17 protein-coding genes are annotated in these 22,261 nt (G+C 48.2%); 10 read left to right on the top strand and 7 right to left on the bottom strand.

Going from position 1 to position 22,261, the window contains the following annotated elements:
• Nucleotides 1–100 precede the first annotated feature (100 nt).
• Entirely contained in the window at nt 101–1,402 is a 1,302-nt protein-coding gene (locus K331_RS0109605) for a helix-turn-helix domain-containing protein (protein ID WP_028590137.1), read from the top strand.
• 263 nt (nt 1,403–1,665) lie between these two features.
• Nucleotides 1,666–2,085, top strand: coding sequence for a hypothetical protein (locus K331_RS0109610; RefSeq protein ID WP_028590138.1), 420 nt, complete (start codon nt 1,666–1,668; stop codon nt 2,083–2,085).
• Nucleotides 2,086–2,342: 257 nt separating this feature from the next.
• Here K331_RS0109610 and K331_RS0109615 read toward each other — a convergent pair whose 3' ends face one another.
• Nucleotides 2,343–2,666 carry a DUF3817 domain-containing protein gene (locus K331_RS0109615; protein ID WP_028590139.1) on the bottom strand — a complete coding sequence of 108 codons (324 nt, stop codon included), beginning with the start codon at nt 2,664–2,666 and terminating at the stop codon, nt 2,343–2,345.
• Between the two features lie 318 nt (nt 2,667–2,984).
• Nucleotides 2,985–4,718, bottom strand: a complete 1,734-nt coding sequence (locus K331_RS33035; RefSeq protein ID WP_028590140.1) for an ABC transporter ATP-binding protein — start codon at nt 4,716–4,718, stop codon at nt 2,985–2,987.
• A 287-nt stretch (nt 4,719–5,005) separates the two neighbouring features.
• Between K331_RS33035 and K331_RS0109625 the strand changes: the two genes are divergently transcribed.
• From K331_RS0109625 to K331_RS0109635, 3 genes are all read left to right on the top strand, one after another.
• Nucleotides 5,006–6,448 (top strand): ABC transporter permease, encoded by a 1,443-nt coding sequence (locus tag K331_RS0109625; RefSeq protein ID WP_028590141.1) that lies wholly within the window; start codon nt 5,006–5,008, stop codon nt 6,446–6,448.
• Nucleotides 6,449–6,474: 26 nt separating this feature from the next.
• On the top strand, nt 6,475–7,986 hold the full coding sequence (locus tag K331_RS0109630) for an ABC transporter permease (protein ID WP_036634577.1): 1,512 nt from the start codon (nt 6,475–6,477) through the stop codon (nt 7,984–7,986).
• A gap of 290 nt (nt 7,987–8,276) precedes the next feature.
• The gene (locus tag K331_RS0109635) at nt 8,277–10,097 is read left to right on the top strand and encodes an ABC transporter substrate-binding protein (RefSeq protein ID WP_028590143.1); all 1,821 of its coding nucleotides are present in this window, start codon (nt 8,277–8,279) and stop codon (nt 10,095–10,097) included.
• Nucleotides 10,098–10,377: 280 nt separating this feature from the next.
• On the opposite strand, the gene K331_RS0109640 is transcribed toward K331_RS0109635, so the two are convergent.
• The 3 genes from K331_RS0109640 to K331_RS0109650 all read right to left on the bottom strand — a co-directional run bounded on the left by K331_RS0109640 (nt 10,378) and on the right by K331_RS0109650 (nt 14,160).
• Nucleotides 10,378–11,604, bottom strand: a complete 1,227-nt coding sequence (locus K331_RS0109640; protein ID WP_028590144.1) for a mannitol-1-phosphate 5-dehydrogenase — start codon at nt 11,602–11,604, stop codon at nt 10,378–10,380.
• A 151-nt stretch (nt 11,605–11,755) separates the two neighbouring features.
• Nucleotides 11,756–12,436, bottom strand: a complete 681-nt coding sequence (locus tag K331_RS0109645) for an HAD family hydrolase (protein ID WP_028590145.1) — start codon at nt 12,434–12,436, stop codon at nt 11,756–11,758.
• Between the two features lie 746 nt (nt 12,437–13,182).
• Entirely contained in the window at nt 13,183–14,160 is a 978-nt protein-coding gene (locus tag K331_RS0109650; RefSeq protein ID WP_028590146.1) for an iron-hydroxamate ABC transporter substrate-binding protein, read from the bottom strand.
• 472 nt (nt 14,161–14,632) lie between these two features.
• Here K331_RS0109650 and K331_RS29225 point away from each other — a divergent pair, with 472 nt between their 5' ends.
• The 5 genes from K331_RS29225 to K331_RS0109675 all read left to right on the top strand — a co-directional run bounded on the left by K331_RS29225 (nt 14,633) and on the right by K331_RS0109675 (nt 20,802).
• Entirely contained in the window at nt 14,633–16,435 is a 1,803-nt protein-coding gene (locus K331_RS29225; RefSeq protein WP_036634516.1) for a cache domain-containing sensor histidine kinase, read from the top strand.
• Between the two features lie 114 nt (nt 16,436–16,549).
• Nucleotides 16,550–17,635, top strand: coding sequence for a response regulator (locus K331_RS0109660; RefSeq protein WP_028590147.1), 1,086 nt, complete (start codon nt 16,550–16,552; stop codon nt 17,633–17,635).
• Nucleotides 17,636–17,779: 144 nt separating this feature from the next.
• Nucleotides 17,780–19,072, top strand: a complete 1,293-nt coding sequence (locus K331_RS0109665) for an ABC transporter substrate-binding protein (RefSeq protein ID WP_028590148.1) — start codon at nt 17,780–17,782, stop codon at nt 19,070–19,072.
• A 21-nt stretch (nt 19,073–19,093) separates the two neighbouring features.
• A complete protein-coding gene (locus K331_RS0109670) occupies nt 19,094–19,978 on the top strand; it encodes a carbohydrate ABC transporter permease (protein WP_018884899.1) in 885 nt (294 codons plus the stop codon).
• On the top strand, nt 19,975–20,802 hold the full coding sequence (locus tag K331_RS0109675; protein ID WP_028590149.1) for a carbohydrate ABC transporter permease: 828 nt from the start codon (nt 19,975–19,977) through the stop codon (nt 20,800–20,802). Before K331_RS0109670 ends, K331_RS0109675 begins: the two co-directional genes overlap by 4 nt.
• A 195-nt stretch (nt 20,803–20,997) precedes the next feature.
• Here K331_RS0109675 and bluB read toward each other — a convergent pair whose 3' ends face one another.
• Both bluB and K331_RS0109685 read right to left on the bottom strand, forming a co-directional pair.
• Nucleotides 20,998–21,657, bottom strand: a complete 660-nt coding sequence (gene bluB / locus K331_RS0109680; RefSeq protein WP_028590150.1) for a 5,6-dimethylbenzimidazole synthase — start codon at nt 21,655–21,657, stop codon at nt 20,998–21,000.
• 154 nt (nt 21,658–21,811) lie between these two features.
• Nucleotides 21,812–21,991 (bottom strand): hypothetical protein, encoded by a 180-nt coding sequence (locus K331_RS0109685; RefSeq protein ID WP_028590151.1) that lies wholly within the window; start codon nt 21,989–21,991, stop codon nt 21,812–21,814.
• Nucleotides 21,992–22,261: the final 270 nt, after the last annotated feature.

Consider the following 22,261-nt stretch of genomic DNA (forward strand, 5'->3'; position numbering starts at 1 on the left):
TAAAGCAGAGCATACCGCAGTGAGATGTCAATGACGAAGCAAGAACACCCAAGCAGCGAGGCGCTTGATTGGGCTTGTCAGGAGGAGGAGGCAGACACACATGCTGAAGGAACGAGTAGAATACTTATGCAAACGAAGAGGAATTACCCGCAAGGAACTGGTAGACGGGCTGGTTACGCAGGCGCATTTTGCTAATATTTTGGCGGACCGCTATCCATTGCCAGACGATTTGGCGGAGCAGCTAGCTCCAAGGCTGAATGTGCCAATGGATCATCTGACAGAGGCAGCACGAGCCGACGAATCCGTCCTAGCACAGGCTGAAGACATCTTCCAACAGCTATCCCAGACAGCTTCGTTCGTGCCAGAGAGCTACGTGCACGAGCTGCCGGATCGGGCCCCTGCCCTGACGATCGAGCTGACCACGGCCCTTATGAAGGCTGTCTACTATCAGCAATTGAATGATCTGGCAGCCTATGAATATATACATAGCTCGTATCTGAACTTTTACCTGGATAAGTATGGCCGCCCGGATGAAGTAAGCGTGCCAGGACCGCTCCAGAAGGCATTATTGTTCTATAAAATACAGCATTATCGTTCGAAAGGTCACTATCATGATGTATTGCACCATGCAGAGAAGCTATTGAGCAAGGTGGAGCCAGGGACAGAGATATGGCTGACTACACAAAATATGAAAATGGAAGCGTATGTATCCCTCAAGCAATTCGAGCAGGCCAAGCGTGTGTTCGATGAAACGCTGCGACGGGTATACGATGACCGTTTATTCCACAGACTGTCAGGTCTGTATGTAGCCTATAGTGGATATTGCTATGCTGTAGGCTGGCTGCAAGAAGCTCTGTCTGCCTTGAGTATGGCTGAGGCTCATCTGGTCTATGCTCCCAATGCTGGTGAAGTGATGCTCTCGATCATGAACAACCGCATTATTATAGAGACGATGTCAGGAAAATATGACAAGGCGCTAGAGGATATTACGCGGCTGCAGTCAATGGTGGAGAAGGAGCCGGAGGAGACGAGGCAGTTGCTTAGGCCGACGCTAACGATCTACCGTTGTGAGCTGGCATTAGTCCGCAAGCATTGGCCTACATTGTCTGCCGCGGTGGAGGAGCTGGGACAGCTGCCGTTGAGCCGAGATCAGCACATGACACTGCTGTTTTACCAGAGTCAATTAGCTCTATCTTACGGAGCCAATGAACAGTTCATAGAGCAGGCCCTTGCGTGTCTGGAATACTATGAAGAGACGCAGCAGGAGCTTCGACTGGAGCAGCTCTATGAAGCGCTTGCGACCATATCTGAGGAGGGGCGAAAATATAAGGAAGCCGCTACCTACTATCGCAAGCTGGTGTATTTGCTTAGAAGACACAACGCGCCTGGAAGCATGGACTAGACTTACCAATCACACGAATCAATTGCACCAAGTCACAAAACTTTACTCCTAATGGATGTGTATAGATCCCGCGAGTGGCACTTTTATTGCGCTAATATCGTTATTTCCCCAAATATCAAGCTCGAAGATCCCTGTAAAGCAGGGATTTTTGCTGTTTTATTGGATGTCCCGCGATGTATTGTCGTGAGGCTGCGCGGGTGTTTATACTTGAATTAAGCCAGAAACATAGCTAAACGCTATAACTAATGAAAAGAGGTGCAGCCATGCTAGGATGGTTCGGGAAAAAGAAAAAGAATGAAGATGCTCTGGAGCATGCCGACCGCGTCATGAATACAGGATTAACGGGGCTGATGATGAAGGGCTTCGTGCCGAAGGAGCATCGGGACACGATTAATCAAAGCCTTAATTCAGCTAAGGATGCACAGCTTGCGGCTCATGGTGGTCTGCCGTTAATGGCTACTGCGAAGGTGCTGCGCGTTACAGATACCGGTAAGCTGATTAACTTTGATCCGGTGGTCATTCTGGAGCTGAGTGTGACGGAGACAGGTGGGAGTTGCTATAACAAGACGATGGAGACCTTGGTATCCAAGCTCCAGATTCCTCGGGCAGGCGATACTGTAGGGCTTGCGTCCAATCCTGCCAAGCCTTCCGAGTTCCTCTATATGGGACTGATCGCAGGCTAATTGGGGCAGTGGCCAAGCACTTAATCATAAATAAAATGCATGTAACAATGAGTTATCGAGTTAATGAGGATGCGTATTCCTAATCAAAAAGCACCTCGATGGGCAAATGAATGGACTACCCGGTCTCACATGCGGGGCAGTCTCATTTCATCTTCCATCAAGGTGCTCTTTTTCTTAACACGTTATTGCTATTGTTCTAAAATTCATTTCTATTGCTCTAGAGTTCATTGCTCTGGACTTACTGCTTCAGCGTAATATTAATGGGCTTCGGCCTGCTTGGTGCTTGCCTGATTGTGATCCCGGTGAAGCTTGCGATCGTATACAAATGGACCAAAGGGCAGCAGGGATGCGAGCACGCCCAGAAAGGATTGCCACAGTGTAATTTTGCGTACGACCAGTGCGAACAAGATGGCTGCAAGATACATCACGAATAGAATACCGTGGATCATCCCTGTCCAGCTGACCATTTGCGGCAGATCCAATCCATATTTGAGCGGCATAGCAACAAATACAAGCAGCAGATAGGATATGGCTTCAAAAATACCTACAACACGAAGAATCGGTAGTGCACGACCAGTCAATTCAGGCAGCCCCTTTCAGCATCTTACAACCTCCCTGAAATGCAATGCACTTGAGAGAGGATATGTAAAATGACCGTACATGATTATGGTGAGATCATATACGATGAGAATGTTATTTTTTTATAATATATCCTATAGAAAGTGCCCTGCGATCACTGGAAAGTTACGAAAATTTGAATATTTCAAATTCATATAATTATTTATACATATCATTCAATCCACATCCACTTTTTCATTTTCTTTCATAGGGGACGTTATCCCATGAACACTTATGAAAATCATCAGTATCGAAATTCCTAACGCATACATAATAAATTTTCAGGATTGCGGAACGGCTACCCAGTGGCCCTTGGATACCTCCACCAGCTCTGAACGATCCAGTTGGTAGTTGTCAGGCGTGCGTGCTTCTTCTGGTGCCAGACGCTTCTTGGCAGCTTCTCTGACAGGATCAGGAATCGGTACAGCGGCCAGTAATGACTTCGTATACTCATGCTGTGGATTCGTGTACAGCTCTTCACTTTCTGCCAACTCTACAATTTTGCCCATGTACATGACAGCGACCCGATCGCTGATGTGCTTGACCATGGACAGATCATGAGCAATGAACAGGTAGGTTAGACCGAGACGCTGCTGCAGCTCCTCCATCAGCTTGACGATCTGGGACTGTATGGAGACGTCAAGTGCGGATAGCGGCTCATCGCAGACAATGAACTGCGGCTCTACTGCCAACGCTCTTGCAATTCCGATCCGCTGGCGTTGACCGCCTGAGAATTCATGCGGATAACGCAGGGCATGCCTGGGCTCAAGGCCGACCATATCCAATAGCTCCTCTACCCGCTTGCGCCGTTCCTGCTTGCTGCCGGACAGCCCCTGCACATCCATTGACTCTCCGATAATATCCAGCACGTTCAATCGCGGATTCAGCGAAGCATAGGGGTCCTGGAAGATCATCTGCATATGCCGGCGCATGGCCTTCATATCCTTTCGTGAGAAACGATTAATCGCCATCCCCTGGTACAGGATATCTCCGCCTGTCGGCTCATGCAAGCGCAGGATCGAGCGTCCCGTTGTAGACTTGCCACTGCCGGATTCTCCTACGACTCCAAGTGTCTCCCCACGCTGGATATGAAAGCTGATGTCATCAACCGCACGGAGCACCTTGCCTTTGCCCAGATTGAAATGCTGCTTGAGGGACTTCACCTCCAGCAATGGACGCGCATCCCGGGAAATTACTGTGGATGCAGGCTTGGGCTTCTTGGGCTCGTCCAGCCGGGGCAACGCGTTCAGCAGCTTCTGTGTATAAGGGTGACGCGGATTCGCGAAGATCTCGGTTGTCGTGCCTGTCTCGACAATCTCCCCTTGCTTCATAACAGCAACGCGGTCGCACACGCCTGCGACGACACCCAGATCATGGGTGATCAGAATGATGGCTGTACCGAACTGCTGCTGCATATGCTTCATCAGATTCAGAATCTGCGCCTGAATTGTCACATCGAGTGCGGTCGTCGGCTCATCAGCAATGAGCAGGGAAGGACGACAGGCCAGCGCGATCGCAATCATGACCCGCTGCCGCATCCCGCCGGAGAATTCATGTGGATATTGGTTGAACCGTACTTCACTATCGCGTATGCCTACAGATTGCAGCATTTGCAGAGCCTGTGCCCGTGCCTCCTGATTGGATAGCTTTTGATGCTTCTGGAGGCTCTCCATAATTTGCTGTCCAATTCTCATCGTCGGGTTCAGCGAAGTCATCGGGTCCTGGAAGATCATGCCGATCTCCTTGCCACGGATTCGCTCCATTTCCGGCTGAGTCAGCTCCGCCAGATTTTGACTGTTAAAAAGGATTTCTCCGTTCTTCAGGTAGGAGGGAGGAGAAGGAAGCAGACGCATGATCGAGCGTGCAGTCACACTTTTTCCACTACCGGATTCGCCGACGATGCCGAGCGTTTCTCCTTTGTTCAACGTGAAGCTGACGTTACGTACAGCCTCGAATTCATCGCCTCTTGTCTGGAAAGATATACTTAAATTATTCACTTCTAATAACGGGGTCATCTCTCTCACCTGCACCATGTCAAAATATATGAACTTGGATCAATTTCATATTACCTTTAGCTGCTTCAATCTGGAATATATATAGATCAAAACGATTTAATTTGTCTACATATATTTACAAAAACCATTCTTTAGTGAGTTATGAAATTGTTGATCTTGGGAAATTTTATGCTTGACTTCACCACAATATGGACTAATAATTAAGTATACTAATATACTCGGAATTGTCAATTTGAGTTCTGCTATGAATGGACTTTCAAGCAATCTTGGAGAGGATTTGTCGTTCTATGGAATTATCGGGAGCAGTTCAACACAGTTTACTAGGTCGCAATATAAGTGAAGCTTTTGGCAAAATGCTGCATAGCCCGTTGTATAAAGGAGCCGTATTCCTGCTTGGTGCTCCAGTTCATCTCTATGCTGGCATCGTGCATCTGGGACGTAAAAGGAATCATCCCTTCTTTGCAGTTGAGCAGGAGACGAGGCGTGGGCTACTGGAGGCAGGCATCCGTGATCGGCTGCTTGCTGAATTCAAGGAGCAGCTGCAATTGAAGGAGCAGTTCTTTCAGCGGACTATAGATGAGGCAGTGCTCGCCAAGGAGGCAGCACAGCTGGCTGATGAACGAATCGAGGCATTGGTCCGGGAGCAGGCTGCCCGAAGGATGGAGGAGCAGGGCGAGGAGAAGCCGACTTATGCGGCTACGTTTCAGTCGCTGCTGACACGCCCATTGTTCTGCATTTTGTCTTTCCTGCCAGGCCTGCTGATGTATGGCCTTCTTTTTATGTATAGCAATCCTTATCTGAAATACATGCTAGAGCGGCTATTCATGACATTATTCGTTATCTTCGGTGTATCTGTGCTCGTATTTACGATCCTGTACCTGTCCCCGTTCAACCCGGCGGCGAATATTCTGGGTGTGACGGCGACGCCAGAGCAGATCGCCAATTTTAATGCGGTGTATGGACTTGATCAGCCTTATTGGGTACAGCTATGGAACTATCTGCGTGGTATTGCCATGTTTGACCTGGGTAAATCCTTCGCCGGTAATGAAGAGATTGCTTCAGCGATTGCTCGCAAATTCCCGGTGACGCTCGTATTATCAGTGCTATCGTTAGTGCTTGCCGTCGTGATCGCCTTGCCAATCGGGATTTTGTCAGCGACGAGACCGAATACGCTGCTGGATTATTCCTTTATGCTGATAGCATTGATTGGCCTGTCGATTCCTAACTTCTGGCAGGGGTTGATCTTCATTCTGAACTTCTCCATTAAGCTCCAGTGGCTTCCGCCGACCTATAATCCACAGAACTGGCTATCCATGATTATGCCGGTAGCGGTGCTGGGTACAGGGCTAACAGCAGCTGTAGCAAGGATGACCCGATCGTCGACGCTGGAGGTCATTCACGAGGACTACATGCTGACGGCCAAAGCCAAAGGACTCACAGAACGACAGGTCATCTGGCGTCATGGAGTTCGCAATGCGATTATCCCAATCATCACGGTGATCGGCCTGCAATTCGGAGCCATGATGGGCGGGGCGGCAGTGACGGAGAAGGTATTCAACATTAGCGGCTTGGGCAGCTATATTGTGGATAAGCAGTTCATACCCGATATTCCGGGTATTATGGGCGGTGTCGTATATATAGCCATTACGATCTCCATTATTAATGCAATCATTGACATTTCTTATGCCTTTTTCGATCCGCGAATTCGTTCCCGGATGAAACAATATTGATAAAGCAGGTGACTTCATTGGCTGATATGCTCCACATTTCCAAGCACAGAGCAGCCATCGCACTTCAATCCTCGTCAGAGTATCAGCAAGCCAGTCTAGCTGGGATATGCTCGCTCGTCGTGACCGTGATCTGGTTGTTAGGCAGTTATGATTTTGCAGATGGACAGCTGCGTCCTTTTGTTCTCATTGCTGGCATCGTATATGGTGTGTTCACGCTCCTACAGGCAGGTCTTACGCTTCTACTCCGCAGAAGCCTGCTTCGTGAGGGACGTATCTCTTCAAGACTACGCCTGCTGGGGTACGTGCAATTGCTGAGCTTGCTTACAGGCAATATCTTTATCTTTCTCTCCGCCTGTCAATTGATTAAGAAGGAACGAGTGCCGGAGTACACGATAGGCATCTACATGCTACTTACACAGCTGGCTGTCATTGCCGTATCCGGATTGAATGTGTTCAAGCCATACGTGGCAGATACCTTTATTACAGGCATGCTGGTTCTGATCATAGTGGCGGTGTTCTATCTCGCAGCCGTGCTGCTGATTGCCCTCGCAGTGAAGAGGGATCATATCCCGGGCTGGATGATGTGGCTGGCGATTCCCTTGATGGCAACAGCCGTAACAGGCAATCTCTTTGCTCTCGTACTGGGGCTGTCGTTAATCTCCAGAATTCGTAGACAGGCCACTCATACAGTAGGGAGCTGGGAGCGGATCAGTGAGCATCTAACGGGAAATACCACCTCCATGCTTGGTGCATTTTTCGTTATTTTTCTGTTCAACATCTCGATAGGCAGCTTCTTCACCTTTGATTACGGCATGGCGATCGAAAATAATTACAGTGCGATTCTGCAGCAGCCGTCCCTGGCTTATCCACTAGGTACCGATAATTTCGGGCGCTGTCTGTTCTCTCGTATTATCTTCGGTGCGCGCATCTCACTGATCGTCGGTGTGATCTCGACACTCATACCGCTATTGATTGGTGGTATACTTGGTGCCGTTTCTGGCTATTTCGGACGCTACACAGACCATATCATCATGCGTGCATTGGATATTCTGTATGCGGTGCCGGGCATTCTGCTGGCGATTGCTATTATTGCAGCCTTCGGTGCGAATACGGTGAATCTGATTGTAGCCTTGAGTGTGGGAGCCATCCCCACCTATGCTCGGACTATGAGAGCTAATGTGCTCCAGGTATCTACATTTGAGTTCGTCGATGCTGCCCGGGCTTTTGGCTCAGGACATTTGAAGATTATTTTCAAGCATATCGTACCGAATTCCATGGCTCCGATGATCGTCAAATCAACGCTGACCATCGGTAGTGCTGTCATTGCCACGAGCAGTCTGAGCTACCTGGGTCTTGGCGTAGAACCGCATATTCCCGAATGGGGGAACATTCTTAAGCTGGGCAGTACGTATCTGGAGAGTCATTCGTACCTGGCCATCTATCCAGGGCTGGCGATTATTGCGCTTGTACTGTCATTCAACTTCCTCGGTGATGGCCTGCGTGATGCGCTTGACCCACGCATGGAGCAGTCCTCGTAGACAGTCCAATGTGAAATTCGAGCAAAGCGTGCATCACAGCAATCGGTGAGTTGTTCTGATCGCTTAGTTATCGTAGTGAAGGTGATTGGATCAAGCCATGATGAAGTCAGTAAACGCCTTTTCGGAAAATGGTAGTACAAGAGGGAGTTCAGTTAGCGGTAGCGTGCATTATTCGGCCTCCAAGGGGTTGCATAAAGTGCGGCCGCTTGTCAATGAAATTATACCTAGCAAAATGATAGGGATAATGGTAATATAAAAAACAGGAACACACACATAGGGGGAGTTCAACCATGAAGTTGAGACATGTATTATCGCTATTTCTCGTATTCGCTATAGTACTTAGCGGTTGCAGCGTAGCTACCAAATCAGAAGTTGCAGGTAACACCGAGTCCCAGGCGGAAGAGACTGCTGCTAATACAAATGGTGTAGAGATTGAATTGCTGGCACAGACGGCCAGTGAATCTGATGTAAATATTATCCGTGATCAGTTGACCAAGAACGGCTTCAATGTGAAGCTGAATCTGCAGCCAGACTACGGCGGCTTCACAGCCCAGAAGGACGCTGGTAACTATGATATTGCGCTGTCCAGCTGGACGACTGTAACGGGTAACCCGGATTATGCGGTCCGTTCCCTGTTCAAGACAGGCGGCGATTACAGCATTTTGGCTGATTCGGACATTGATGCCCTCGTTGACGAAGCTTCCACGCAGACACCAGACCAGTATACAGAGACCTATAAGAAGCTGGAGCAGCGTCTGGTGTTCGACAAGGCTTACATAGCTCCATTGTACATTTCGTTGAAGAGCCAAGCGATCAATAAGGATATCCTGCAGCCGGAATCGGTGCATTTGTCCAAATCTCGTGCACTGGCCTGGGAGCATATCACCTTTGCCGATAGCAGTAAGAATGCCAAAGACCCGCTGGTTATTACCCAGACCGCGTCTACATTGACTTCTCTGGACCCGATCAAAGGGAATGATGGTTCCATCAATACGATTAATACGAACATGTACGTTCGTCTGATCAACCTGACAGATGACGACAAGATTACTTCCGATGGTTCGCTGTCCCGCAATTTTACGATTGCTGATGGGAACTCCGAGTATTACTTCATTTTGCGCGATGATATTAACTTTGCCAAAGTGACAGATAAGAAAGCCGTAGATACCGGCGAGCGTGTCGGTGCAGATGATGTAGTATTCTCTCTGAACAGAGCGAAGAACAAGGATTCTGTACCGGATCACCGTACGTTCTCTCTGCATGAGCACATTAAGGATGTAGAGGTAGTAACCGATGTAGCAGCGCTGGATGCTGTGAAGAGCAATGATGGTGGTAGCGTGCGTGAAGCTCTGGAGAAGGGCTTGGATAGTCGTATTACACAGCTCGTATCGGATAAAAAGCAAGCCAACAATGCTGAGGGTAAATACCAGGTCGTGAAGCTGACTACGACAGAGCCATTCCCACAGGTGCTGAATTATCTGGGTCACCAGTCTGCTGGTATTGTATCCAAGAAGCAGGTAGAGAGCATCAACACATATGACGTGGCTTCCTTCGATGTCAATAAGGATATCCCTTATGGAGATCAGAACACCGTGACCGAGGGCGACAAATACAACAACACACTGTATGCAAGCGGACCGTACATCCTGACCTTCAAGAACGATTACGAAGCTGTGTTCCAGAAGAACCCTGGCTACATGAAGGGAACCGAGAATGAGCCTAAAATCTCTGACATCTCGCTGCGCTTCATTGCCGATGCAGATAGTGCTCTGTCAGCCCTTCGTAGCGGTGAAATTTACTACTACTATAATGTTCCTGAGACGAAGTACAATGTGGTCAAAGGGGACAGCAAGCTGGTGCTGAACACCATTCCGAGCAACGCTGTAGCTTATCTGCTATTCAATACGAAAGGTAGAGCTGTGTCGGACAGTGAGGATCTGAGAAAAGCTGTGCTGTACTCCATCAATCAGGATGAGATTCAGCAATTCTACGAAGGCAACAAGCTGAAGGCTGTATCCACACTGAGCCCACTTGTAGAGACAGGCAATGAGCTGAAGGCAGATCCAGCCAAGGTCAAGGAACTGCTGGCAAGCTACAATAGCTCCAAGTAAACGAACAACTTGAAAGACAACATAAGGTTAGGTACATTCGCCGAATTTGCAGATGACACCTACCAGATGAGCTGCAAGTTGAATAACTAGATTGATAAATGATATCCGTACGAACTCATTCGCTCATATTGAAATAACATATCAGCCCTTTCGAATTCCTTGCGGGGAACACGAAAGGGCTGATTGTCTTATCAGTTCAATATAGTCTTAAGCACAGCTTAAGCTCTTAGATGTTAGTCGTTGATTCATTCATGGCAACCAGGCGTGGTATACGGCCAGGTTACTTGCCCGATACGGCAGGGGGAAGCCATGCACTGATCATTGCTTCAAAGCCGGTACGAGCCATATGTGGATATTTCATGCATAGCCGCTGGTACTCCTTGCAGATATCTGGATGCAGCGGATGGCTACTGGAAAGACCTAGCAGCTCAGTTACTGTGGACTTGATGCCTTGTGCACGGATATGCTCCTGGATTCGTACAGCCTCTGGGTCCTCCGCAGTGTCGAACATGAGGGCTGAGGCTATAGCAGAGACGATCGCGCCGGTAGGAAGTCCCAAGGCATGGGCATCGAGTGCGGGCCTGAGCAGGCGCTCATGGGGAGAGAGCTTCCGCAGTGGTGATCTACCAATTCGCTCGATTTTATCCGTGAAGTTGGCGTTAGAGAAGCGACGTAGAATTTTAAGGATGTAACGCTCGTGAATCTCCGGATCAAAATGATGCTTGCTCACCAGCAGTGCTCCAGTCTCCTGAAGTACAGCACGTACCCGCTCACGGATGGATGGATTGCCCATCGCTTCCTGAATGGTAGTACAGCCTTCCAGATAAGCGAAATAAGCTGCACAGCAATGGCCTGTATTGACGGTGAAGAGCTTCCGTTCCAGGTAGGGGTCGAGTGTCTTCACATATCGTACGCCTTCAATTCGCGGTAAGCCTTGAATGGCATCAATATCATGAATGACCCATTCACTGAAGGGCTCTACCATAATTTGTAGCGGATCTGCATGCTTCTGAACAGGAACGATTCGGTCAATTAACGTATTTGGGTACGCCATGAGGGACCTTAGCTGCTCAGCTGAAGCTGGTCTTAGATGACGAAGAATATATTGCTTCAACTGATCGCTTGCCTTGAGACCATTCTCGCAGGCAATAATCTGTACAGGTACGGCGTCACGGCGATGCTTCAATCTGAACTCCAGCCCTTTAGCTATCGACTCTGCAATATCCTTGAGGGCAGACATACCAACTGCGATCGTGATGATATCGGCCTCGGCTATGGCTTGTGCCACTTCTTGCGTGTGACTAATGCTGATAGCCGTCACATTATGGACCATGAAGCTATCACGGTCGTCATTCGCGAGTGTGACCCGGTATTTACCACGTTGCTGTAGCTGAGAGACCTGCTTTTGATTGCGTGCAACAAAACATACATCAAAACCGGATTGGGTCAACGTGGGGGCTATGAGTCCCCTGCCGATATTTCCCGCTCCAAAATGAACTGCTTTCATAGATAGAGTTCCTCCTTCAGCTTGCTAATGCTAGCCTGACAGGGGAGAGGGACAGGATATGCTCGAATAGCATCTCCACTGTTTCCGAGTCCTGCTCCACCGCAGGCTGTATGGAAATAGTGTCTGTCGCGCGAAAGTCGCGTGAAGCTTATTAAGCGAGTATGTTGGAGCTATTCGCAAATACACGGGAAATGACATGCTCGAAATCGAGGGAGCTTAAGCTGTCTGTCTTGTAATGCGGAGCGTCGAATTCAAGGAAGTTTGTAATTTCGTTAGGGATGACTACACAATGCATACCAGCTGCAGCCGCGGCTCGCGATCCGTTTGGCGAATCCTCGATAGCTACAGTCTCTCCAGGGGACAGCTCAAGGCAAGCCAGAGCCTGTTCGTACAGCTCGGGGTCAGGCTTCACGTTTGCGACATGATCGGCGGTACGTATGCATTCGAAATAGTGCTTAATGCCAAGATGGTCCAAATGCTTCTCGACCCATGCTGTAGATGAGCTCGTTGCCAGTCCAAGACGCAATCCAGCATCCTTCGCAGAATCCAGATAATGCTGGATGCCAGGTCTGATCTGCTCCAGCTCCATCAGCTCAGCGTGTCTTGCCTGCACGAGTGTGCGGAATTCGTCCTTATCAATGGGCAAATTCAGATCAGTCATCAGATACTCATAAGGGTTGAAGCTGTTCAGGCTTGTGCCGATGCAGGTAGAGTACTGCTCCAGGGTGAGATCAACTCCGTGCTCCTGGTAAGCCTCACGAAAAGCGGTGTACCAAGCTGTCTCCGTATCGATAATCGTTCCGTCAAAATCAAAGATCATTCCTCTGATCAAGTTCAACCATCTCCTCTTCAAGCAGTTAGTTAGCAAATCTCACACGCTTCACCTCTCATAAGCTCCTAGTCGAGCTTTTCTGGAAGTGAATGGGTTGAAATCATCGCTGTTTGCTATAAAAACCGTAACATAGCCTTCCAGATGGTTCAAGTTTGGCAGGGAATATAACGTATATATTAAGCGCTTACAAGAGGTTGTTTTTTACATTTTTCAAGTTGTTTTTGTGGCTGCTAAAGCTATCATTTAAGACTCAATGTGATATTTTGGGAAAACGCTACATTGTAAGCTGTTCAAGGGTTTGTGAGTTTTAGTGGTGTAATGGGACAAGATTGCAAGAGCTTAATTTGGTCAGGGGGTTGTTGCCTCTTTTTTAAAAAATATTTTTTTTGAAATTATAATTGCTCTGACAGGGCGATTAATCTCAGAAATAGATGATTTTCGCTCAATACGAATTAGTTTTTTCCAGCTGCAAGTAAGATGTGAATCGGAGGGAATGGGGAGTGATACTGGGGTGGTCTGTAGCAAGCGAAAAGGAGAAGCTATAGAAAGTTAAAGGAAGTACCAAAGTACCAGAATATATGTACCAGAATATTAAATCACCAGAGTATAGCCGTAAAGCTTGCTGCTCTTCTACTGTGCATGACAGGTCAAAGAACAACAAGCTTAATGGCGTTGACAGTCCCACGTTGAAGTGGCTCTATACTTGCATTTGATACGGTTAAATTACCAGATTATTTGGAGCTGCCTTACTTGCTGCCTTCAATCAGCATGTCCACGAACAAGTCGATCTGTGCCATGACGGCAATCGGGTCATAGCGATAAAAGGTGTCAAAATCATTGATGAATAGACGATTATTCTTCGCCGCATCAAGGTTTTTCCATACAGGAGAATCTTTCAACTTATCCAACGCGTCACTGTTATTCTCAGGATTATAGAACGTCAAGAACATATAGTCTGCAGCATAATCAGGCAGCATCTCCATGGAGAGCTGTACGGTCTGATCCTGTCCGGCCATCTTATCTGGCATTTTGAGTCCAAGCGCATTGTAGACTGTCTGCCCGCCTCGACCTGCATTATCGTTGAATATCCACAGATCTCCCTTGTCAGTCAGTTCATAGAGTCCAACTGTTGTATTTTCATCCACGATTCCTTTGATCCGCTCGCGCCCCTCAGCAGCCTTCTTATCAAATTCGGCTAGGAATTCCTTAGCTTTGTCAGGCTGTCCCATGAGATCACCGAAGAGCGCAACGGTTTCCTGAATATTCTTCGTAGTTCCGTATGGAATATGTACCGTTGGTGCAATTTTCGACAAAGCTTCATAGCTCTCATCGTACATTACGACGATCAGGTCTGGCTGGAGCTCAAGTACCTTTTCCACGTTAATAGGCGCACCGACATCCTGAGCCGCTGAGAGCTTGTCTTTTATAAAAGGACTGTCGAAGGCGAGTGGCTCTGCGCCAATGACGTTACCTCCAACGGACAGCAGCTCGCCTGCATAGTAGTCTGTGACAATACGCTGCGGGTGCTGTGGAATCTCGACAGGTCCTTTGTCCGTATCGAAGGTACGCGTGGCTCCTTCAGTAGTGGATGCTGTCGTGGGTGAAGCTTCAGGTGTAGCCGCAGTAGGTGTGGTGCTCGCACCACCACCGCTGCAAGCGGACAGCATGATCGTACAGACAAAAATCAACATGAATAGCGGTAACAGATAGCGATTGTGATTCATATAAGCCTCCTAAAATAAGAATACCGATAAGTTAGTACCTTTTCGCAGAACAACCAGCTTAACAGCGGTCGACAGGTCTCCCTACTTGAAGCGACTATCTCCTCACAGTTGATCTGGTCAAATTACTAGCATTCCTACACAGAATGTACCTATGCAGAGTACGATGCCTCAAATGGGGTAAATGATATTGCGAATCATTATCAATAATAAAATGTATCAAAGCCCTCTATCTCTGTCAATCATTTAGTGCAATAGCGGCGCCATTTCATGAGATTCTATCATCCTCTCGCATCGGCCCATATAGATTAATATTGTCCAATAGCAGGCCACTCAATTTTCCAACGCCAAAAAGAGAAGTGACAGTTATAATGTAAGCGTACACATAAAAATAATAGCTTTTTAACTAAAATATTAACTAGGTATCCATTAAGCCATTCGCAGTGCAATCAAGATGAGATGGGAGTGAGAGGTGATGAGGTTATGGCGCGGCAAGCTGGGCATTCCCTTTCGGCACAGTATACGAAGTCGTCTTCTGATGTCCATGATCCTGGTAGCGGTTATTCCCATTGCGATCCTGACCATTGTAGCTACTGAGAACAATCGCAGATCAATGGAAATGGAGATTATCGGAACGAACCTGTCCAATATGAAATGGACCGCCTCCTATCTGGATGAGCAATTCGCAGATTGGAATCAGCTCATCTATTCCATGCTAATCAATCCATATCTAGATGGCTACCTGAGAGCATCCGAGGAAGCAGACTTATCCAGAAAATTCGCGGCTCAACGAGATATTACCGATTCTCTCACGAATATGTACTACTCCGCCGGAAATCAGGTGCTTGGTGTTAGGCTCTATGCCAAAGACACTCGCCATCTGTTCGTAGTGAATGCCTCCACCAGCTCGATGCGAACTCCAGCCGTGCTTCCGGATATATACAGCATTTTGCTAGAGCAGCACAAGGATGTTCTTATTCGTACCGACCCGCAGGACGCTGGGCGCTTTCAGCTCATTCGCAGCATTAATCGATTCGAGAACAAGGAGAAGCTGGGGGCGATCTCACTGGATATTCGCTGGGATGCTGTGGACAAGACACTGGAGCTGCTGGGGCGTCAAAATGAAATGACCGTACTCATTACCGACACCGATGGACAAATATTATATCGCTCACGTGGTGAGGCCTCGATACCTCAAGGGCTAGCAAGCAGTCTTATCACTGAGCCTGAAGATGGATATAGGAAGGAGGGGGAGAATTACGTATTCTACAGCGCAATTGAATCGACTGGGCTTAGAATTGTATCTCTGATTCCTGGTAGCGTAATTAACCAGAGCGCCTGGACAACCATGCGATCAGGACTGCTGGTAGGCACTCTTGCAGCGACGCTTGCGGTAGTGGTAGCGGCATTTCTGGCGTGGCGAACGGCAACTCCCATTGTCACATTGGCACGTTCCTTGCGAGATTTGGACCCCATTCATGGCAATACAGGACCAGGTAGTACACGCACGGATGAGATCGGTATGCTGGAGCGGAGACTATATCAGATGTCCCGTCGAATCAAAGAGCAGGTCCGCAAGGAATACGTTATGCGTCTTGAGAAAAATACAGCTGAGCTAAAAGCGCTGCAGTCCCAGATTAATCCCCATTTTCTGCAGAATACGCTACAACTGATCGGAAGCATGCTTTTTGCCAAGCAGCCGCAGGAGAGCTATGAGATTGTCAGATCACTTAGTGATATGTTCCGTTATGTGATTCGCGAGCCGGAGGATCTGACAAATCTCGGTGCAGAGCTCAAGCATTTGGGCAATTATATGAAGATTCAGCAGCAGCGCTTCGCTCATCAGCTGCATTATACGGTGAGCATAGACGAGGAAGAGCTCAAGGCCGCTATTCCCAAGCTTAGCCTGCAGCCACTGGTTGAGAATGCTTTCTTTCATGGCTTAGAGCCTAGGCAAGGTACCTGGGAGCTGGAGATTAAGGCGTACAAAGAGGAAAGCAAGCTTACGATAGCAATCCGCGATAATGGTGTTGGTATGAGCGCAGACAGACTGAATGAGGTGCGTATGCGCCTTGAGCAGCAGGATGGACAATTGTGGCGTCAGGGCAGCCGAATAGGGCTGCATAATGTGGCTGCACGCATTCGGCTGCATTTTGGTGAGGAGTATGGAATCTCCATGGAGAGTAGCGCTGGTCAGGGCACGACAGTATACCTTCATATTCCTGCCCATCAGCATTTGGACTCTTGGTCTACCAGAAAGGGAACTTCATATGGATAATCACAATCTACCTACGTTCTCTGTGTGATCTGTATGGAACAGATTCATTTGGTTCAACAGAGCTGCGTGTTCGGCATGTGACAAGCTTGTACATTTTGTTGTGGAGGTGGCTGGATGATCAAGGTATTAATCGTCGATGATGAGAGTTGGAACCGTGAGCTGTTCCGCAGCCTGGGACAATGGGAAGCTCTTGAGATGGAGGTGGTCGGAGAAGCCGCTGATGGAGAGGAGGCGCTGAGACAAATTGAGGCTATGCGGCCGCATATCGTCATTACAGATATGAGAATGCCAGCCATGGATGGCGTTCAGCTCATGGGCCGTATCCGGGAACGGTATGCTGACACTAAAGTGATCGTCGTTAGTGGTTATGATGATTTTGAATATGCACGACAAGCGATCAAGCATCGTGCTGTGGATTATTTGCTGAAGCCGATCGACCCGCAGGAGTTGAATAATGTATTGAACAAATGTAGAGAGGACATTCGGCAGACCCTAGTCCGAACGGTGGGACTGAACTATGACTCCAGAGTCACGGCACTGCTGCTTCCTTATAAGCGATTGTTCCAAACGGGCTTCAAGCACTGGGACGAGGAGGGGCTGCTAGCTGTATTCCGCCAGCTTCACGATGAATTAGCAGCCAGCACTGCACTCACGCCCGACTCCCTGAAGCAGGTCATCTACGAGCTAAGGCTGGAGCTGGAGGAGCTATGCCAAGCTAACGAGGTGGAATGTGAGGCGGAGATCCGCGAGCTACGTGAGGGGGCGGAGCTTCAAGTTCAGGGCGAGCTGGAGGCAGCAGCTTTGCTGGATGCTGTGCACAGGCAACTGTGCAAGGCTTATCTGAAGGCGTTACGTCTGTTGCAGGAGCAGCGACGGATGAGATTCAGACTGAATCTGGATGAGGTGCAGGGCTATATTGATGAGCATTTTGCCAAGACTATTTCGCTGGAAGGAATTGCACAAGCTTTCCATGTTAGCAAGGAGTACCTGAGTAAAATGTTCAAGCAGAGATTCGATTGCACAGTGAATGACTATATTATTCGGCAGCGCATGAATAAGGCTCGCAAATGGTTGGCTGATGAGGATATGCCGATCAAGGCCGTAGCAGAAATGGTGGGTTATGAGGATGTGACTTACTTTTATCGTGTCTTCAAGAAGCATTTCGGTATAGCTCCTGGCGAGATGAGGCGTAATGGATAAAGCCTGATTAATAAAGCCTAATTAATAATATCCAATCCAAGAGAACAATACTGTCCAATTTCAAGGAATCCCCTAGCGGCTATAATGAAAGCGTAACCAAAACACAATAGACATCACAATGAAAAGCTTAGGGAGGTCATCAAGATGAGAAAACTTTGGACCGGAATGCTGTGTACGATTCTGACAGCAGGCTTACTCGCAGGGTGCGGCTCGACGGGAACGGACAGTACGGATACATCCAGTCAGGGCGGGGATGGTGTGAAGAACGTAACTCTCAAAATGTTCGTTGCCCAGCCACGTTTCAAGGAGCAGTACGATAGCTATATTGCCAAATTCGTTGCCAAGCAGAAGGCTGAGAACAATTTAAATGTAGATGTTCAGTTGGAGATGCCTACAGCCGATAATGCAGCACAGATCCTGAAGACCCGACTGGCTTCTAATGATGGGCCTGATATTTTCGCACTGCATGCCGTGAATGAGTCTCCTTCCTTCTATAAAGCAGGCTATCTGGAGGATCTGTCAGATCAGCCATTCGCCTCCAAGCTACTCGACAATGTCAAGCCGTCAGTAACCAGTGTAGATGGGAAGATCATCGCTCTTCCTTTGGAAACGCTGTCATGGGGATATCTCTATAATAAGAAAATTTTCGAGGAACAAGGCTTAACTCCACCGCAGACTCTCTCCGAAATGAAAGAGGTGATTGCGAAGCTGAAGGCTAGCAACATCACTCCATTTGAGCTGTCGTACAAGGAGGCTTGGGTTCCTCAGCTCATACTACCGTTGGCTGTAGGTGGGATGGTGAAGACAGAGAATCCTGATTTTGTAGATCGGATGGGCAAGGATGAGGGCTCATTTGCCGAAATGAAGACCGCAATCTTCGATGTGTTCGATCTGATTAATGCAAATGGAACAGCGAAGGCTACTGAAGCTAGCGCCGATGACGGTGCCGCCTCCTTCGCCGCAGGTAAAACGGCAATGTGGCTGCAAGGTCCATGGTACGCCGAGACGATTCTCAAATCCAATCCCGATCTTCAGATTGGCGTAGCTCCACTGCCACTGAACGATAATCCGGACGCAACGCTGATTAACCTGAGTGCATCGACATCGCTGGCTGTCTCGTCTGCAAGCAAGAATAAAGAGCTCGCCAAGGAATTCCTGAATTTTATGCTGGATGACAAAGAGTCGAATTCCTTTTTCGAATCCGTGAAGTTCAATCCAGTTGCTACGATTCACACGTATAAGAACTTCCCGTGGGTGGATGAAGCAACAGCCTATGTGAAGGAAGGCAAGTCTGTACAGGACCCTACGATTCCGCAAGCTGTAAAGGATGAGGCCGGAAAAGCACTGCAGTCTTATTATGCAGGACAGATTAATCAGGATGACGTCATTAGCGCATTGGACAAAGCTTGGAAATCCTTTAATAAGGTGAACCGTTAATCGTGAGAAGGAGGGATTTGTGTGACTGGAGGTAGCTATCGCCGTTTACTCTCCTTGCTCGCTTTCGTGGCGCCCGCATTTGTAATCTATGCCTTATTCCTGCTCATTCCTACGCTGGGAGGCATGTACTACAGCTTTACGGATTGGAACGGACTGAATCAGAATTATTCCTTTATCGGTCTGGAGAACTTCACGGAGGCACTGCGCGAGGACCCGGATTTCGTGAATTCACTATGGTTCACTTTGAAATATGTACTGTTCATGGTCGTGCTTCAGAATGCTTTTGCACTGCTGCTGGCGACATTAATCGAGACGAGAACCCGCTCGAAAGGATTTTTTCGCACCATCTTCTTCATGCCCAATATGATCAGTGTCATTATCAGTGCCTTCATGTGGACCTTTATCTTCTCGCAAGTGCTGCCACAGCTGGCGGAGAAGACAGGACTGGCACTACTCGATCAGCTATGGATTGGTGACCCGAGCGTATCCTTCTACTCGATTCTCATCGTTTCACTCTGGAATGGTGTAGGCTATATGATGATTATCTATCTGGCAGCATTGCAGGGTGTACCGCAAAGTATCAAGGAAGCAGCACTGATTGACGGTGCGACACCGCTGCAGAGCTTCCGTCATGTTACGATGCCGCTGATCTCTCATGCTGTTACGATCTGCTTCTTCCTGACACTCAATGGTGCCTTTAAGGTATTCGAGGTCGTGTATGGGTTGACAGGTGGTGGACCAGGACGCAGCACGCAGGTCATTACGATGAACATTTATGAGGAGGCCTTCTCTAACAACTTCAGATATGGTTATGCAAGTGCCAAGTCTGTCATCTTGTTCGTGATTGTATTAATAATTACCTTCATCCAGATTGGTGCCATGAAGAAGCGGGAGGTGGAGGCATGAAGGCTCGCAGACTGTCTTCCATACTGATCAGCGTATTCCTGAGTGTGGGGGCTGTGATCTCTTTCTTCCCGGTCTATATGGCAATTATTAACTCGTTCAAGACCCAGGGAGAGATGTTCGCTTCCTTTACTTCTCTACCTACAACACTGAATTTTGATAATTACATTCAAGCCTTCGAACGAATCCAACTGGTGCAGAGCACGATTAATTCGACGGTGGTATCGGTACTAGGCATTGGGGGAATTATCCTGTGCTCCTCCTTGGCGGGCTATAAGCTGTCACGAACACCGGGAAAAATAAGCGCCTTTATCTTCTCGCTGTTCGTCGCATCCATGCTCGTACCGTTTCACTCCATGATGATCCCGTTGACTCGTATGGCCAAGACGTTGAATGTTAGCGGTAGCACCTACGGACTGGCACTGATCTATATCGGACTGGGCGTGAATATGGCGATCTTCCTGTATCATGGCTTCGTCAAGTCGATTCCTCGTGAGCTGGAGGAGGCGGCTGTGATTGATGGCTGTAATCAGCTGCAGACCTTCTTCCGCGTCATTTTCCCGCTACTGCTGCCTATCTCGGTGACGATCGCCATACTGGACTTTCTGTGGATATGGAATGACTTTCTGCTACCTTTGCTTATGCTGACCGATTCCAATGACTACACCTTGATTCTATCTACCAATGCGTTATTTGGAGAGTACACTAAGGAATGGTCGCTTATTCTGGCGGCGCTTGTCTTGACGGCGATTCCCGTAATTGTTATCTATTCCTTCTTCCAGAAATTCATTATGCATGGCATTGCTGAGGGAGCGATAAAGGGTTAATTCGAGTGGAATTTACGCAAAAGGCTTGTCCACACTACAAAGACCAGTCATGGACTTCCGTGACTGGTCTTGTTGTAATTATGTACACTTAAATTTCTCTGCTCACTGTGAACGTAGAAGTGTCTAGTCGCCATACATCCAACATCCTGAAGCGCTCAGCGACTTAGCGTACTAGCGAGTTGAGCAGGATGCTGATTATATCAGGTCTTCTGCTCGGCCTTGACCCCATGTGTCATGGAAAATCAGTCCTTGCAGATCCCTTCTACTGGCCCAGTTGGACAACTCTAGAATCGGCTTGGAGGGATAGTGGTCTGTATATCCGATAGACAACAGGGCAACAGGCTCAATGTGAGGTGGAATGCTCAGGATGTCTCTAACGTCGTTCTTCTTGTAGAAGCTTACCCAGCCAAGAGCCAAGCCTTCGACACAGGCTGCCAGCCACATGTTCTGGATCGCGCAAGCGGTGGACAGCAGATCCATCTCGGGTATGGAATTCCGGCCCAGCACATGAGACCCGCCTCGTGTAGGATCGGAGGTCACGCAGATGGTCAGTGGTGCCTGCATAAGACCTTCCACTTTCAGATTCAGAAATTCTTCCTTCCGATTCTCTTCATAATGAATGGCCAATGCTCTGCGTTCCTTGTCTGCTGCCCAGGCGAGACGAGCTTTGACAGCTTCGTTAGTGATGACTATGAAATTCCAGGGCTGCATAAATCCAACCGATGGGCCGTGATGAGCAGCATTTAATATGCGGCTAATTGCCTCTGAGGGAACAGGCTTATCCACGAACGTTCGTATATCCCTTCGGGTATAGATGACCTTGTATAATGCTTCCTTTTCTTGTTCACTGAACATACTGAATCAGCTCCTGTGGCAAAAGTGATTGGAAATCGTCCATGAACCTGATTATACTAATCCAATCCGCCCTGTATGGGAAGCCTCATCATGGACATGTCACTATTTAATTATGCTCTTACTTTAAGATAGAAAAGGCTGCGCTGTAACGGGTTCATTGCCTGAAGGTGTGCTCTATATTCTTCCGCCGCTTACGGCTGCGCAGCCAGCGCTGGAGTGGATTCTCCTGCTTGCGCTGCCTTAGCTCCTCCTTCAGGCCTGTAATCAGCAGCTCGGATCTCTCCTTGTCCTGCCTTCCGGTATTACGCAGCTGTCTAATAAATTGGTCATCCATCTCATCATCATCTCCATATGATTATCGATAAGAATATCGGCGTGCATGTCAGCGTGAGGACTCAATCAGACATAGAATTGCTATCCGACTTCAATTCGACTTACAACTTAATAACAATAACATGCTCTGCATATCTCTTGGTAACATGAACGCGGTAGCCTCTGCAACGCTTACCGATCTCTATTCTGGAATCGGTGTAGTTTTTTAGTATATTATATAGAACACACGTTCCTTTATCAAGTCAATCATGGAAGAGCTAGGAAGACGGAT

The sequence above is a fragment of the Paenibacillus massiliensis subsp. panacisoli DSM 21345 genome (genome assembly GCF_000426545.1).
GTDB classification, from domain to species: domain Bacteria; phylum Bacillota; class Bacilli; order Paenibacillales; family Paenibacillaceae; genus Paenibacillus; species Paenibacillus panacisoli.

Bases quoted from the DNA above. Each gene is read 5' to 3' on its own strand.
- K331_RS0109630 (WP_036634577.1), top strand. From the start codon at position 6,475: ATGCTCCACATTTCCAAGCACAGAGCAGCCATCGCACTTCAATCCTCG.
- K331_RS0109610 (WP_028590138.1), top strand. From the start codon at position 1,666: ATGCTAGGATGGTTCGGGAAAAAGAAAAAGAATGAAGATGCTCTGGAG.
- bluB (WP_028590150.1), bottom strand. From the start codon at position 21,657: ATGTTCAGTGAACAAGAAAAGGAAGCATTATACAAGGTCATCTATACC.
- K331_RS0109675 (WP_028590149.1), top strand. From the start codon at position 19,975: ATGAAGGCTCGCAGACTGTCTTCCATACTGATCAGCGTATTCCTGAGT.
- K331_RS0109650 (WP_028590146.1), bottom strand. From the start codon at position 14,160: ATGAATCACAATCGCTATCTGTTACCGCTATTCATGTTGATTTTTGTC.
- K331_RS0109685 (WP_028590151.1), bottom strand. From the start codon at position 21,991: ATGGATGACCAATTTATTAGACAGCTGCGTAATACCGGAAGGCAGGAC.
- K331_RS0109640 (WP_028590144.1), bottom strand. From the start codon at position 11,604: ATGAAAGCAGTTCATTTTGGAGCGGGAAATATCGGCAGGGGACTCATA.
- K331_RS0109605 (WP_028590137.1), top strand. From the start codon at position 101: ATGCTGAAGGAACGAGTAGAATACTTATGCAAACGAAGAGGAATTACC.
- K331_RS33035 (WP_028590140.1), bottom strand. From the start codon at position 4,718: ATGACCCCGTTATTAGAAGTGAATAATTTAAGTATATCTTTCCAGACA.
- K331_RS0109625 (WP_028590141.1), top strand. From the start codon at position 5,006: ATGGAATTATCGGGAGCAGTTCAACACAGTTTACTAGGTCGCAATATA.
- K331_RS0109635 (WP_028590143.1), top strand. From the start codon at position 8,277: ATGAAGTTGAGACATGTATTATCGCTATTTCTCGTATTCGCTATAGTA.
- K331_RS0109660 (WP_028590147.1), top strand. From the start codon at position 16,550: ATGATCAAGGTATTAATCGTCGATGATGAGAGTTGGAACCGTGAGCTG.
- K331_RS0109665 (WP_028590148.1), top strand. From the start codon at position 17,780: ATGAGAAAACTTTGGACCGGAATGCTGTGTACGATTCTGACAGCAGGC.
- K331_RS29225 (WP_036634516.1), top strand. From the start codon at position 14,633: ATGAGGTTATGGCGCGGCAAGCTGGGCATTCCCTTTCGGCACAGTATA.